Below are 14,127 nucleotides of genomic sequence, written 5' to 3'. Positions count from 1 at the left end.
TGGCCGCAGCACCACACCAAGGAAGCTTCATGCAGCATTTCTCCAAGACCGCCCTGACGGCCTCTCTGACCCTTGCCGCCGTGCTGGTGGGCGCCAGTGCCAGCGCCCAGGTGGCGGGTACTTTCAGCGCCCGCGCTGGGGTCACCCACATTGCGCCCCAGGTCACCAGTGGCAACCTGTCCACCCCCAGCTTTCCGGGCACCACGGTGGATGTGGGCTCGGCCAGCGCCCTGACCGGCGGGCTGAACTACATGGTCACCGACCACTGGGCTGTGGACCTGCCCGTGGGCCTGCCGTTCAAGCACAACTTCTACGGCGATGGCGCTATTGCGGGCACGGGCAAGCTGGGCGAGACCAAGGTCGTGCCGGCCACGCTGTTTGCGCAGTACCGCTTTGGCGAGGCCAATGCGCAGTTCCGCCCTTACCTGGGCCTGGGCGTAACGTACAGCCGGTTCTTCAAGAACCGCTCCACCGCCGCGCTGACGGCCGTGACCGGCGGCAACCCAGCCAACCCCACCACTGCATCCATCGACAACAAATGGGGCCTGACACCCCAGGTGGGCTTTGTCTGGAACTTCAATGAGCGCTGGTTTGTGGACGCGGCGTACTACAAGAGCTTCCTGAAGACCACCACGCACCTGTCTTCGGGCCAGTCGATCCACATCAAGCTCAACCCCAACGTGTTGGCGGTGGGCATTGGTTACCGGTTCTGAGGCTGCAGCACGCTGCGCTAAATACTGCGCCGAGCAGGCACAAAAAAACCGACCCTTGGGTCGGTTTTTTTGTGGTGCCCAGAGGGCTGATTACCAGCGAGCGCGCAGGCGGTCGTAGGCGTAGGTGCCGAATTGGCGGTGCGCCGAGGGCGTCATGTACACCGAGTCAGCAAACGCATACTTGTCCTGGCTGGCGCCAGACAGCAGGGTCGAGGTGGTGCACAGCGAGGAGTTCACCTTGCCGGTGCCAATGCCGATGCCGTTCGTGGAGTCCACCGAGTTGCACACCGCTGCCGTAGCGTTGCTGAAGCCGTAGCTCGACGGGCTGCTGGTGTACAGGTTCACGTAGTAGGCCAGGTCCACGTACAGCACGTTGGAGCCCAGGTCCACAATGCCGACGAGCAGGCCCTCATTGAAGGCGCTGCTGGCCTGGTTCAGCACCGTGGTGCGGCCAATTTCGGTCGCCCAGGGGGTCTTGCTCAGGTCGTAAGTGCCCGCCACCATCACGTACTTGCCGCCGGCATTGACCAAGCGACGCACTTGTGCGGCGAGGTCTGTGCCTGCCTGGCGCGAGGCGGTGACCATCTGCTCGGTGGTCATGGTGCCTGCGTTCACAGCGGCCATGTTGGCGATCACGTCGCTGATGCCGCCGTTGACCATCACCAGGTCGTCATTGGTGAAGGTGTTGCTGGCCAAAAAGCTGTCGATCTGCTCTTTCACCGTCAGCGTGCTGCTGTTGCCTGCTGCGTCGGGTTTGGCCGTGATGCGGGCATTGCCTGCTGCGTAACTCTTGCCGCCAGCCGACGAAGCGGTCAGGCCCTTGCTGTAGCCAGCGGCCACTTGCAGCGTCCAGTTGTTCACGGTGCCGTCATTGACGGTGTAGCGTGTGCCTTTTTGGCCCACATCGCTCATGCCGTCGCCGAAGGCAACCATCCGCTGGGGCGAGATGGCCGATTCGGTGGTGCTGGAACCGCAAGCCGCGAGCAACGCGGCCGACGCACATGCGGCGACCATGAAGGTGCGGCGCATCCAATTTGCTGCCATGTATTTCTCCAGAAAAGTGGGGGGTAGTTTAACGATGCGAAAGTAAAGCCGTGTAAACCGCCGTTGCGGTGCCCAAAGCAGCTTCAAGCCGCCGCTGCGCGTTGCAGCCGGTCGCGCACGCCTTCCCAGTCGGGGGTGGCAGGCGGGGTTTCAATCCAGATCAGCTTGACGCCCTGGTCGTCAAAGGCGCGCAGCGCCGCAAACAGCTGCTGGGCCGTGGCGCTGGCGTCGTCGGGCATACGGCGCATGACCAGCTTGGAGGACTGGGTGCGCAGCGCAGCGCGCGCGTACACCGCAATGTGGGCCGCATCAGCGCCCAGCAGGTCCAGCCCGGTTTGCAGGGCCTTGGCGTCCATCAGCCGCACCTTGGCGGCAGGGGCGTAATGCGCCTCCAGCGTGCCTGAGGCGCGTGGGGTGTGGCTGGGCAGGTCTTCTTTGGACAGCGGCGCCACACCGCAGGCCTGCTGGATCTGCTCGCGTGTGATGGCGCCGGGGCGCAGCAGCACGGGCACGCCCCGGGTGCAATCGACAATGGTGCTTTCAATGCCCACTTGGCAGGGGCCGCCGTCGAGCACCAGCAGGGCTTCGCCCAACTCGTCCTGCACATGCTCGGCGGTGGTGGGGCTCACGCGGCCAAAGCGGTTGGCGCTGGGCGCGGCCACACCCCACACGGGGGCATCACCGGGCACGGCGGCATCGCTTGGCGCGGCGCAGGCCACCAGCAGCGCATGCGCCACCGGGTGGGCCGGGCAGCGCAGGCCCACGCTGTCCTGCCCGCCGGTGGCGGCGGTGGCCACGCCGGGCAGGCGCGGCAGGATGAGGGTGAGCGGGCCGGGCCAGTAGGCATCGACCAGCTTTTGCGCAAACGCGGGCACGTCGCTGGCAAAGTGGGCAATGCCTGCGGCGTCGGCCACGTGCACGATCAGCGGGTGGTCGCTGGGGCGGCCCTTGGCCGCAAAAATCTGTGCCACGGCCGTGTCGCTGCTGGCGTCGGCGGCCAGGCCGTACACCGTTTCGGTGGGCAGGCCGAGCAGGGCGCCGCTGCGCACCGCGCGTGCGGCGGCGGCAATGGAAGCAGGCTGGGTGCCGTCAAGAATCATGGTCAAAACGGGTCAATGCCTAGCAGCGCCGCTGCTTGCAGCGCTGTGGCGCGGGCGGCCTCGGGCGTGGCGGCGGTGATGTTCAGATGCCCCATCTTGCGGCCGCGCTTGGCGTCGTGCTTGCCGTACAGGTGCAGGTGGGTGCCGGGCAAGGCCAGCACTTCGGCCCAGGGCGGGGTCTGCGCGGCGTTGCCGTGGGCAAACCACAAGTCGCCCAGCAGGTTGAGCATGACGGCGGGACTGTGCTGGCGCGGCTGCGTCAGCGGCAGGCGGGCCATGGTGCGCACCTGCAGCTCAAACTGCGACACGTCGCAGGCGTTCTGGCTGTAGTGGCCGCTGTTGTGCGGGCGCGGGGCGATCTCGTTGACCACCAGGCTGCCGTCCTGCAGCACAAAGAATTCCACGCACAGCACGCCCACGTACTGCAGGCCTTCTGCTACAGATTTTGCAGCTGCTACCGCTTGTACAGCAAGCGCTGGGGGCAGATTTTGTTCGTGAACTTCGGTCACCGCCAGAATGCCATCGCGGTGCAGGTTGCGCTGCACGGGCAGGTGCACCATGGCACCGTCGTGGCCACGGGCGACCAGCACGGAGCATTCGAGCTGCAGCGGCAGCATTTTTTCCAGCACGCAAGGCACCTGGCCGACGGAATCCCACGCGGCGGCCAGCTCGGCGGCCGTCTTCACGCGCACCTGGCCTTTGCCGTCGTAGCCCATGCGGGCGGTTTTCAGGATACCCGGCAGCAAATTAGCGGAAACCGCTTCGAGTTGGCCGGCCGTTTCGATCACCGCATACGGCGCGCAGGGCACGCCGCAGGCCACAAAGTGCGCCTTCTCCCGCGCGCGGTCTTGCGCCACTGAGACTGCGCTGGCGGCGGGCGACACAGGGCGCTGCGCGGCCAGTGCAGCCAGGGCGGCAGCGGGCACGTTCTCGAATTCGGTCGTCACCGCATCGGCCACACGGGCCAGCTCGGCCAGGCCCTGCGGGTCTTCATAGCCGGTCTGGATGTGGTGGTGGCTCACCAGCCCGGCGGGGCTGGTCGGGTCGGCATCGAGCACGGCGGTGAAGTAGCCCATGGCCTGCGCCTGGTGCACAAACATGCGGCCCAGCTGGCCGCCGCCGAGCACGCCCAGTGTGGATCCCGGCAGGAGGGGCTTTGCAGCGTCGGTCATGCGGAGGGCGGTAGGGTCATGTTGCGGGCCACCTCGGTCTGCTCGGCGCGGAAGGTTTCCAGGCGCTGGCGCAGCTCGGGGCTTTCGTTGGCCAGCAGGGCCACGGCAAACAGGGCGGCATTGGCAGCGCCTGCGGTGCCGATGGCAAAGGTGGCCACGGGAATGCCCTTGGGCATTTGCACAATGCTGTGCAGCGAATCCACGCCTTGCAGGTGGCGGCTGGCCACGGGCACGCCCAGCACGGGCACGGTGGTTTTGGCGGCGATCATGCCCGGCAGGTGGGCTGCGCCACCGGCGCCCGCGATGATGGCTTTGAGGCCCCGGCCTGCAGCGGCTTCGGCGTAGGCAAACATGTCGTCGGGCATGCGGTGGGCCGAGACCACGCGGGCCTCGTGGGCGATGCCGAACTGCTCAAGAATTTGCACTGCGTGCTGCATGGTGTCCCAGTCGCTGCTGGAACCCATGACGACGCCGATCTGAATGGGTTTCATGGTGTGTGGGGTGGCGAAGCGGTGGCCCTGGGGACCGGCCCCGGGCATCCGCCCGCAATGGGTGGAACCCGCGATTTTACTTTTTGCTTTGCCGTGCGGGGCATTGGGTCATGGGGATGCGCCAAAATAGCGCGAACTTGCCCTTCAACGGCGCTCTTGACGAGCCTTTCACAGGCCTACCCGGCCCGCTTTTCCCATGATCGACATCACCGTAGAGAATTTTGAAGCCGAGGTGGTTGCCGCCTCGATGACCGTGCCCGTGCTGGTGGACTTCTGGGCGCCTTGGTGCGGCCCTTGCAAGTCCCTCGGGCCGGTGCTGGAAAAGCTCGAAGTGGAGTACGCCGGCCGCTTCAAGCTGGCCAAGATCGACTCGGACCAGGAGCAGCAGCTGGCGGGCATGTTCGGCATTCGCAGCATTCCCACCTGTGTTCTGCTCAAAAACGGCCAACCCGTGGACGGCTTCATGGGCGCGCTGCCCGAGGGCCAGGTGCGGGCCTTTTTGGACAAGCATGTGCCCAGCGAAGGCGCACTGGTGGCCGAGGCCGAGGTGGACGAGGCGCACGAGCTGCTCGAATCCGGCGACACCCAGGCCGCCCTGGCCAAGATGGCCGACGCCCTGGCCGCCGACCCGGCCAACGACGATGCCCGCTTTGACTATGTGCGCCTGCTGATTGCCACCGGCGGCTACGAAGAGGCCGAAGCCCTGCTGCAAGAACCCCTCAAGCGCATTCCGCAGCCGCTGCGCTTTGATGCGCTGTGGCGCTGGCTGGACGCCTTGCAGTTTGTGCAGAACGACGACCGGGGCAACTGGCCTCTGGAGCAGTTCGATGCGCTGATCGCCCAGAACAAGCGCGACTTTGACACCCGCTTTGCCAAGGCCCGCGTGCTCATGGCCGAAGGCGAATGGGCCCCGGCCATGGAAGAGTTGCTGGAGATCATCATGCGCGACAAGGCCTGGAATGCCGAGGCGCCGCGCAAGACCTATGTGGCCATCCTGGAGCTGCTCACCCCGCCCCAGCCCAAGGCCGACCCGGCGGCTGCGGGCAAAACGGCGGGTGGCATCGAAGTGATGGGCAAGGCCGCCCTGGAGCAGGACGAGGTCACCGTGATGCTCAACGGCTACCGCCGCAAGCTGAGCATGGCGCTGAACTGAGCAGCAGCAGGGCCGTTGCGCCGATCCCTGGCCACCCAGGCATGCGCTGGGCGCGGGCACAAAAAAAGGAGGCTGGGCCTCCTTTTTTTGTGTGCGGTTGCATCGCTCTGTGGTGCTATTGTATTTATAGCTGTTTGCGCTTGTTTGGCGGAAGTTCCAAGCCTTTTTAGGCTGAATGCATTGTGCAATCAGCGCGGGCAGCTATCTTTTGCATAGCGCCCGGCGGGGCTTGATCATGCCGTCAGCCGCTCCAGCGCTTCGCGGTACTTGGCGGCGGTTTTTTCGATCACGGCCTGGGGCAGGCGGGGCGAGGGGGCGGTCTTGTCCCAGGGCTTGCCGTTCACCTGGGCTTGCTCCAGCCAGTCGCGCACAAACTGCTTGTCGTAGCTGGGTGGGTTGGCGCCAGCGGCCAGGGCGGTTTCGTAACCTTCCACGGGCCAGTAGCGCGAGCTGTCAGGCGTCAGCACTTCGTCCATCAGCACCAGCGTGCCGTCGGGCGCCAGGCCAAATTCGAACTTGGTGTCGGCAATGATCATGCCTTTGGTCAGCGCAATCTCGGCGGCGGCCTTGTAGATGGCGATGCTCAGGTCGCGGATGCGGGTGGCCAAGTCCAGGCCAATCATCTCCACGGTGCGCTCAAAGGTGATGTTCTCGTCGTGCTCGCCCATCGCGGCCTTGGCGGCGGGGGTGTAGATGGGCTCGGGCAGCTTGGCTGCGTTGGTCAGCCCGGCAGGCAGAGGCACGCCGCACACGGCTTGCGATTCTTGGTATTCCTTCCAGCCACTGCCGGCCAGGTAGCCGCGCACCACGGCTTCGACCGGGATGGGCCTCAGGCGCTGCACCAGCATCGAGCGGCCACGCACCTGCTCGACTTCGGCGGGGCTCACCACGCTCTCGGGGGCGTCGCCTGTGAGGTGGTTGGGGCAAATGTGACCGAGCTTGTCGAACCAGAACAGCGCCATCTGCGTGAGCAGCGCACCTTTGCCCGGAATGGGCTCGCCCATGATCACGTCAAAGGCCGAGAGGCGGTCGCTGGCGACCATCAGGATGCGGTCGTCGCCCACGGCGTAGTTGTCGCGCACCTTGCCGCGTGCCAGCAGGGGCAGCGATGTCAGGGCAGAGGTGTGCAGGGCGGGGTTGCTGGGCTGTGTCATGGTGTCGGTTGGGCAATCTGCGCCGGTGGGCGCGCAGCATACGAAGGCAACGGAGGGTCGGTCGCTGCAGCGGTGCACGGCGGGGTGTTCGTGGCATGTGCCGCAGCAGCAGGATTTTACTTGGCTTGCTCGCCCGCGCCCCGACCAGCGAACAGCCAGCCGCTGTGACACCGTTGTGGCACATTGGGCGCCCCTCTCTGCTTTGGCTTAGGCACTGTTTGTGAACCCACCTTCTGCACCCACCCCCCTCACTGCGCGGCGCGAGCTTTGGCTGCTGCTGACCCTGGCCGGCATCCAGTTCACCCACATCCTGGACTTCATGATCATGATGCCGCTGGGGCCGCAGTTCACTCAGCTGTTTGGCATCAGCGATGCGCAGTTCGGGCTGCTGGTGTCGGCGTACACGCTGTCGGCCGGGGTGTCGGGGCTGCTGGCATCGACCTACATCGACCGGTTTGGGCGCAAGCGCCTTTTGTTGGTGCTGTATGCGCTGTTCGGGCTGGCCACGCTGGCCTGCGGTGTGGCGCCCACGTATGCCACGCTCATGGTGGCGCGGGTGCTGGCGGGCACGTTTGGCGGGGTGCTGTCTGCGCTGTGCCAGACCATCGTGGCCGACGTGGTGCCGTTTGAGCGGCGCGGCCGGGCCATGGGCATTGTGATGACCTCGTTTTCTGTCTCCACCGTGGCGGGCGTGCCGCTGGGGCTCATCCTGGCCGAGCACTGGGGCTGGCACATGCCGTTTGTGTCGATTGCCGTGCTGTGCGGTGTCTTGCTGGTGTGTGCGGCCCGCTCTTTGCCCACTATGGACCACCACCTGGCGGCAGGGCAGGCCCGCACCGCCTTCGGGGGCATCGGGCAGGTGCTGCGCGATGTGAACCACCGCTGGGCGTTTCTGTTCTCTGCGCTGCTCATGTTCACCGGGTTCACGGTCATTCCGTACATCACCATTTATCTGCAGGCCAATGCGGGCGTGCGTGCCGACCAGATGCCGCTGGTGTACCTGTGCGGCGGGGTTGTCACGCTTTTTACCGCCCGTTTCTTTGGCCACCTGACCGACCGCCGGGGCAAGGTGATCACCTTCCGCTGGCTGGCCTTTGCCGTCATGCCCACCTTGCTGGGCATCACCCTGGTGCGGGGCGTGCCGCTGTGGGCGGTGCTGGTGGTGTCTACGCTGATGTTCACCTTCATGAGCGGCCGCATGATCCCAGGCATGGCCCTGGTCACCTCGGCCGCCCAGCCTGCGCTGCGCGGCACGTTCATGACGCTCAATGCCTCGGTGCAGTCGGCTGCCATGGGCGTTGCGTCTCTGGTGGGTGGGGTGCTGATTGGCCGCGACGCACAGGGCCTGGTGCAGAACTACTGGATGGCCGCCGTGGTGGGCATGGTCGCCAGCCTGGGGGCCGTGTGGGTGGCGGGGCGCCTGCATTTGCATGGGGCTGCGGGGGCTCCGCGCCCTTGAGCACGTAAGGGGTTGCCGCAGCGGCTCACGCCCCTTCAGAACTGTGCTGACTCACGCATTGTGAGGGGTTTTTGGCCGTTTGGCACCTTCGGCCCGATAACCCGCCGATGCACATCGGAATGGGATTGCAATTAGCACAGTCCAGGGGCATAGTGAAGTCACGTCAACGGATGCATCCAGTTCGCCGGGCCGCCACTCTGATCCAGTGCGGCAAATGTTTTTCACCGAGAGCCACAGGAGACTTACCTATGAATTTGACGATCAGCGGTCACCACCTCGAAGTTACCCCTGCCTTGCGCAACTACGTCACCACCAAGCTCGATCGGATCACGCGCCATTTTGACCAAGTGGTTGATGTCAAGGTACTGCTGACAGTTGAGAAGCAAAAGGAAAAGGAAAAGCGCCAACGAGCGGAATGCAACATCCACGTCAAGGGCAGCGACCTGTTTGCCGAAAGCTCGCACTCTGACCTCTATGCCGCTGTGGATGAACTGGTCGACAAGATGGACCGCCAGGTAGTGCGTCACAAGGATCGCCTGCAAGACCACCACCACGAAGCGGCCAAGCGCGAACTGCACGCTTGATGCACCTGCCCGTCAGGTGCCCACACAGCAACCGCCCCATGGGGGCGGTTTTTTTCTGGGCCACGCGGCTTTACTCAGGGTTTTCGCCAGTGTGTGCATAATTGTTACCTCCATGAACCGACTCGCCTCCATCCTCCCCGCCGCTCAAGTCCTTGTGAGCGTGGACGCTACTAGCAAAAAACGTGCTTTTGAAGAAGCGGGGCTGCTTTTCGAGAGCCAGCACGGCCTCTCGCGGGCGCTCATCACGGACAGCCTGTTTGCCCGTGAGCGCCTGGGGTCTACCGGCCTCGGTCATGGCGTGGCCATCCCCCACGGTCGCATCAAGGGGCTCAAGGCCCCCATGGCGGCGGTGTTCCAGTTGCTGCAGCCCATCGGCTTTGATGCGCCGGACGAAATGCCGGTCAATCTGCTGATTTTTCTGCTGGTGCCCGAAGCGGCCACCCAGAAGCACCTGGAAATCCTCTCTGAAATCGCCGAACTGCTGAGCGACTCTGCCCTGCGCGAGCGGCTCAAGGCATCGACCGATGCAGCCGAGTTGCACGGCATGATTGCCGGATGGCAATCCACCCAGACCGCCTGATCCTTCCGATCTGTCCGGCGCGTTTCCCGTTCCACCCAGCGCCCTGTCGCTGTGAACTGCTGTGAGTTGCCGTGAAACCTAACGTAGTCAGCGCCGACGTCCTGTTTGAAGAATTTCGCGGCTCCCTCAAATGGGAGTGGGTCGCAGGCCTGGGTGCCTCTGAGCGCCGGTTCGATGAGGTGGCTGTGCGCTCCGCGCGCTCGGGCGCCGATTTGGTGGGCTATCTCAATTACATCCACCCCTACCGCGTGCAGATTTTGGGTGAGCGTGAGGTCGCCTACCTCAGCAGCAGCGAATCGCCCGACGATTGCAAGCGCCGCATTGCCCGCATCGTGACGCTGGAGCCGCCCGTGCTGGTGCTGGCCGACAACCAGGTGGCCCCCGATGCGCTGGTGTCCATGTGCGAGCGCGCGCAGATTCCGATGTTCTCCACGCACGAGTCCTCGGCCTTCGTCATCGATGTGCTGCGTGCCTACCTGTCCAAGCATTTTGCCGACCGCATCACCATGCACGGCGTGTTCATGGACATTCTGGGCCTGGGCGTGATGATCACGGGCGAGTCAGGCCTGGGCAAGAGCGAGCTGGGCCTGGAGCTGATCTCGCGCGGCAATGGCCTGGTGGCCGACGATGCCGTGGACCTGTTCCGCATCAACCAGACCACCATCGAGGGTAAGTGCCCCGAGCTGCTGCAAAACCTGCTGGAAGTGCGCGGCATTGGCCTGCTCGACATCCGCGCCATCTTTGGCGAGACGGCGGTGCGCCGCAAGATGCGCCTCAAGCTCATCGTGCACCTGGTGCGCAAAGAGACGCTGGAGCGCGACTACGAACGCCTGCCCTACGAGCCGCTCACGCAGGATGTGCTGGGCGTGCCCGTGCTCAAGGTCGTCATCCAGGTGGTGGCCGGTCGCAATATCGCCGTGCTGGTCGAAGCCGCGGTGCGCAACACCATCCTGCAGTTGCGCGGCATCGACACCTACCAGGAGTTTGTCGACCGCCACCGCCGTGCGATGGAACGCGACACGGGTGGTTAAATCAGATTGCTATTGATTTGGTAGCTGTTTGCGCTTGATGGACAAGCGGTAGAGCCTGTTTGGGCTCAAATCGGGCCTGCCAGAGTGCCTTTGCCCACCGAACCCTCGCCCCGGGATTCGCTGAAACAGGACATCCCCACCCCCAGCGCGAAGACACCAGCACCAGAGCGCCCAGAGTGCCCAAGCGTCACAACCCATTTGCGCCCCGAGGCCGTAAATACTGGCGCTCCCTCAACGCCAGTGCACCCGTGGAACCGGCTCCGCCGGGCCACCGGGTGCGTCCCCTTGAGGGGAAGGCGCCGAAGGCGACTCAGGGGGGAGTTATTTGCTAGCGCAGGCAGCGCACTGGCCGTACAAGGCCATGGTGTGGTCTTGTACCACCCAGCCTTTGGACTTGGCCACGGCCTGCTGGCGCTTTTCGATTTCAGCGTCGTAAAACTCTTCCACCTTGCCGCAGGCCGTGCACACAAAGTGGTCGTGGTGCTGGCCTTCGTTCAACTCGTAGACGGCCTTGCCGCTTTCAAAGTTGCTGCGGATCAGGATGCCCGCCTGCTCAAACTGCGTGAGCACGCGGTACACCGTGGCCAGCCCGATGTCCGAGCGCTCTTCCAGCAGCACCCGGAACACATCTTCCGCCGTCATGTGGCGCTGCGCGCCCTTCTGGAAGATCTCCATGATCTTCAGGCGGGGCAGGGTGGCTTTGAGGCCCGTGCTCTTGAGTTCGTCGATGTTGGTCATGGCTGCTGGCTCCTTGCGGCTGTGCGGTTGCGGGAGAGGGGCCCGCCCATGCAAGGGAAGGCTGCCGCTACAATGGTTTGATCATATCCTTTGCCCTTTTCCCCATGCCAGACAAAGCTTGTTGCAACGCCCGCCTGGGTCGCATTCTTTTGGCCAGCGCTGCGCTCGCTGCCTTGGCGGCATGCGGCAGCCTGGACGGCGCCAGCCGCCGTGTGGCCAGCGTCGTCACCCCCTACAAGATCGACATCGTGCAGGGCAACTTCGTCTCGCGCGAACAGGTGCAGGCCTTGCAGCCTGGCATGAGCCGCCAGCAAGTGCGCGAGTTGCTGGGCACGCCCCTGATGACCAGCCTGTTCCACGCGGACCGCTGGGAGTACGTCTTTACCATCAAACGCCCCTCGGCCGAGATGGAATCGCGCAAGCTCACCGTGTTCTTCCAGGGCGATGCCCTGGCGCGCCATGAGGGCGACGAGATGCCGTCGGAGACGGAGTTCGTGGCCACGCTGGGCTCGCACAAAGGCAAGCCCAAGGTGCCCACGCTGGAGGCCACCGAAGCCCAACTGGCCCGCTACCCCGCCCGCAAGGTCGAGGCCACTCCCGCCACGCCACAGACTCCGGCTGCGGCCATGCCATCCGAGCCACAGCCCGCACGCTACCCACCGCTGGAATCGACTGCCCGCTGATGGGGCGCAGACCCCGGCGCTGACTTGATTGCCCGCGCGGGCCCGGCCTGAACGGGCCCCGCCTTTTGCCCAGTGCCCGCGCGCCGCGCTGCCGCTTGCAGCCCCTGCGTTGGCCAGACTTGCTGCCGTTTTGATGGCAGCCTTTATTGCAGGATTGACATGTCCGTGAACCCCTCTGCCACTGCGGCCACCCCCTCCACCCCTTGCCGCATTGCGGTGGCCGGCGCCTCGGGCCGCATGGGCCGCATGCTGATCGAAGCCATCCGTGCCAGCGACGACTGCGTGCTGGCCGGAGCGCTCGACCAGGCCTCCAGCCCCGCCGTGGGCTCGGATGCCTGCGCCTTTTTGGGCTATGCCAGCGGCGTGGCCATCACGGCCGACCTGAAGGCCGGCCTGCAAAACGCCGACGTGCTCATCGACTTCACCCGCCCCGAAGGCACCCTGGCCCACCTGGCGGTGTGCGCAGAACTGGGCGTGAAGGCCGTCATCGGCACCACCGGTTTCACCGATGCGCAAAAGGCCGAACTCGACACCTACGCACAGCGCACGGCCATCATGTTTTCGCCCAACATGAGCGTGGGCGTGAACGTCACGCTCAAGCTGCTGCAAATGGCCGCCAAGGCCATGGCCACGGGGTACGACATCGAAATCATCGAAGCCCACCACCGCCACAAGGTCGACGCGCCCTCGGGCACCGCGCTCAAGATGGGCGAGGTGATTGCCGAGGCTTTGGGCCGCGACCTCAAGGACTGCGCCGTGTACGCCCGCGAAGGCGTGACGGGCGAGCGCGACCCGTCGAGCATCGGCTTTGCCGCCATTCGCGGTGGTGACATCGTGGGTGACCACACCGTGCTGTTTGCGGGCATTGGCGAGCGCATCGAGGTCACCCACAAGTCCTCCAGCCGCGCCACGTATGCGCAGGGCGCCCTGCGTGCCGTGCGCTTCCTGGCGGCCCACAAGACTGGCATGTTCGACATGTTCGACGTGCTGAACCTCAAGAACTGACGCAGGCCCCGCGATGGACGCCCTTCACTGGTGGCGCCAGGGTGATGCCGTGACCCAGGGCGCCGCCGTGCTGCTGCTGGCCATGTCGGTGGCCAGCTGGGTGGTCATGCTCTGGAAGGCGCGCCTGGTGCTGCGCGCAGGCAGCGACGTGGCCCGCTGCACCGCTGCCGTGTGGCAGTCGCCCTCACTCGACGTGGCCGCACAACGGCTGGCCGTGCTGGACCCGCAGGCGCTGGTGCTCCCCCTGGTGGTGGCCGCGCAGGGCGTGGCCCAGTCTCCTGCGGTTTCAAGCCCTGCCGCCACCCTGGCTTCGGCAGGACCCTTGTCGCAACAACTCACGCGCGTGCTGCGCGATGCCCTGCACGGCGTGCTGGGCCGTCTGCAATACGGGCAGGTGCTGCTGGCCACCGTGGGTGCCACGGCCCCGTTCGTGGGCCTGCTGGGCACGGTGTGGGGCATCTACCATGCGCTCACGGCGCTGGGTGGGGGCGGTCCCGTCACCATCGACCGCATCTCCGGCCCTGTGGGCGAGGCCCTGGTCATGACCGCCGCTGGGCTGGCCGTGGCCATTCCGGCCGTGCTGGCCTACAACGTGTTTGGCCGTTTGATTGGCCGCATCGAGGCCGATCTGGAAGGCTTTGCGCTGGATTTGCGTGAGCTGCTGGCGAGCCCGGGCATGCCCTCTCCCCAGGCCGGGCCTTCGTCCTCAGACGGCACACAGCCATGAGCTTCGGTCGGCTCGAACGCACCACGGGCGCGCAGCCCATGAGCGACATCAACATGACCCCGCTGGTGGATGTGATGCTGGTGCTGGTGGTGATCTTCATCCTGACCGCTCCTTTGCTGGCCAGCTCAATCCGGCTCGATTTGCCCAAGGCCGAGGGCACCGGCCCTGCCGTGGCCCCCGAGTTTGTGACCGTGGTGGTGGACGCCGCAGGCCAGGCGTATCTGGACGACCAACCCGTGTCGCAAGCGGCCCTGGCCGTGCGCCTGCAGCGCATTGGCGCGGCCCAGCCTGACACTGAAGTGCAGTTGCGCGCCGATGCCACCGTACCTTATGGCCGCGTGGTCGAGGTCATGGGCGCAGCCCACCAGGCCGGGCTGCAGCGCATTGGCTTTGTGGCCGATCCTGCCAAGGCCGGTGCGCCTTAGTGTTCTTGGTTGCTATTTAATTTGTAGCTGCTTGCGCTTATCAGTCAAGCGCTGCAGACCAATAAGGC

General features: G+C 65.3%; 16 protein-coding genes. 10 read left to right on the top strand and 6 right to left on the bottom strand.

Translation table 11 applies throughout. The annotated features are described in order from the left end of the window. Nucleotides 1-29: 29 nt before the first annotated feature. A complete protein-coding gene (locus CLU88_RS13230) occupies nt 30-713 on the top strand; it encodes an OmpW family protein (protein ID WP_099658852.1) in 684 nt (227 codons plus the stop codon). Nucleotides 714-803: 90 nt separating this feature from the next. On the opposite strand, the gene CLU88_RS13225 is transcribed toward CLU88_RS13230, so the two are convergent. The 4 genes from CLU88_RS13225 to purE form a co-directional block, all read right to left on the bottom strand. Then, the gene (locus CLU88_RS13225) at nt 804-1,757 is read right to left on the bottom strand and encodes an SGNH/GDSL hydrolase family protein (RefSeq protein ID WP_099656990.1); all 954 of its coding nucleotides are present in this window, start codon (nt 1,755-1,757) and stop codon (nt 804-806) included. 83 nt (nt 1,758-1,840) lie between these two features. After that, nucleotides 1,841-2,857, bottom strand: coding sequence for an L-threonylcarbamoyladenylate synthase (locus CLU88_RS13220; protein ID WP_099656989.1), 1,017 nt, complete (start codon nt 2,855-2,857; stop codon nt 1,841-1,843). A gap of 2 nt (nt 2,858-2,859) precedes the next feature. Then, the gene (locus CLU88_RS13215) at nt 2,860-4,029 is read right to left on the bottom strand and encodes a 5-(carboxyamino)imidazole ribonucleotide synthase (protein ID WP_099656988.1); all 1,170 of its coding nucleotides are present in this window, start codon (nt 4,027-4,029) and stop codon (nt 2,860-2,862) included. After that, nucleotides 4,026-4,520 (bottom strand): 5-(carboxyamino)imidazole ribonucleotide mutase, encoded by a 495-nt coding sequence (purE, locus tag CLU88_RS13210; RefSeq protein ID WP_099658851.1) that lies wholly within the window; start codon nt 4,518-4,520, stop codon nt 4,026-4,028. The genes CLU88_RS13215 and purE overlap by 4 nt, the downstream gene beginning before the upstream one ends. Before the next feature lie 196 nt (nt 4,521-4,716). Between purE and trxA the strand changes: the two genes are divergently transcribed. Then, nucleotides 4,717-5,673, top strand: a complete 957-nt coding sequence (gene trxA, locus CLU88_RS13205) for a thioredoxin (RefSeq protein WP_099656987.1) — start codon at nt 4,717-4,719, stop codon at nt 5,671-5,673. Nucleotides 5,674-5,906: 233 nt separating this feature from the next. Here the strand turns inward: trxA and CLU88_RS13200 are convergent, their stop codons facing one another. Beyond that, a complete protein-coding gene (locus CLU88_RS13200; protein ID WP_099656986.1) occupies nt 5,907-6,827 on the bottom strand; it encodes a phosphoribosylaminoimidazolesuccinocarboxamide synthase in 921 nt (306 codons plus the stop codon). 220 nt (nt 6,828-7,047) lie between these two features. On the opposite strand from CLU88_RS13200, the gene CLU88_RS13195 reads away from it, so the two are divergent. The 4 genes from CLU88_RS13195 (at nt 7,048) to hprK (ending at nt 10,481) form a co-directional block, all read left to right on the top strand. Further along, complete coding sequence (locus CLU88_RS13195) at nt 7,048-8,286, top strand: MFS transporter (RefSeq protein WP_099656985.1); 1,239 nt, start codon at nt 7,048-7,050, stop codon at nt 8,284-8,286. A 248-nt stretch (nt 8,287-8,534) separates the two neighbouring features. Beyond that, nucleotides 8,535-8,870: a ribosome hibernation-promoting factor, HPF/YfiA family gene (gene hpf, locus CLU88_RS13190; RefSeq protein ID WP_099656984.1), complete on the top strand. Its 336-nt coding sequence runs from the start codon at nt 8,535-8,537 to the stop codon at nt 8,868-8,870. Nucleotides 8,871-8,982: 112 nt separating this feature from the next. Next, nucleotides 8,983-9,450, top strand: coding sequence for a PTS sugar transporter subunit IIA (locus CLU88_RS13185; protein WP_099656983.1), 468 nt, complete (start codon nt 8,983-8,985; stop codon nt 9,448-9,450). Nucleotides 9,451-9,521: 71 nt separating this feature from the next. After that, entirely contained in the window at nt 9,522-10,481 is a 960-nt protein-coding gene (gene hprK, locus CLU88_RS13180; RefSeq protein ID WP_099656982.1) for an HPr(Ser) kinase/phosphatase, read from the top strand. 321 nt (nt 10,482-10,802) lie between these two features. Here the strand turns inward: hprK and fur are convergent, their stop codons facing one another. Continuing rightward, nucleotides 10,803-11,219, bottom strand: a complete 417-nt coding sequence (fur, locus tag CLU88_RS13175) for a ferric iron uptake transcriptional regulator (protein ID WP_099656981.1) — start codon at nt 11,217-11,219, stop codon at nt 10,803-10,805. Between the two features lie 104 nt (nt 11,220-11,323). On the opposite strand from fur, the gene CLU88_RS13170 reads away from it, so the two are divergent. The 4 genes from CLU88_RS13170 to CLU88_RS13155 all read left to right on the top strand — a co-directional run bounded on the left by CLU88_RS13170 (nt 11,324) and on the right by CLU88_RS13155 (nt 14,059). After that, nucleotides 11,324-11,902, top strand: coding sequence for an outer membrane protein assembly factor BamE (locus CLU88_RS13170; RefSeq protein WP_099656980.1), 579 nt, complete (start codon nt 11,324-11,326; stop codon nt 11,900-11,902). 159 nt (nt 11,903-12,061) lie between these two features. Further along, nucleotides 12,062-12,907, top strand: coding sequence for a 4-hydroxy-tetrahydrodipicolinate reductase (gene dapB, locus CLU88_RS13165; RefSeq protein WP_099656979.1), 846 nt, complete (start codon nt 12,062-12,064; stop codon nt 12,905-12,907). A gap of 13 nt (nt 12,908-12,920) precedes the next feature. Beyond that, a complete protein-coding gene (locus tag CLU88_RS13160; RefSeq protein ID WP_099656978.1) occupies nt 12,921-13,634 on the top strand; it encodes a MotA/TolQ/ExbB proton channel family protein in 714 nt (237 codons plus the stop codon). Next, nucleotides 13,631-14,059 (top strand): biopolymer transporter ExbD, encoded by a 429-nt coding sequence (locus CLU88_RS13155; protein ID WP_099656977.1) that lies wholly within the window; start codon nt 13,631-13,633, stop codon nt 14,057-14,059. The genes CLU88_RS13160 and CLU88_RS13155 overlap by 4 nt, the downstream gene beginning before the upstream one ends. Nucleotides 14,060-14,127 lie beyond the last annotated feature (68 nt).

The organism is Acidovorax sp. 56, assembly GCF_002749705.1.
In the GTDB taxonomy this organism is placed as follows: Bacteria; Pseudomonadota; Gammaproteobacteria; order Burkholderiales; family Burkholderiaceae_C; genus Acidovorax.
Note: the sequence above shows the minus strand (reverse complement) of the source record. Positions and strands in the feature narration are given on the sequence as shown.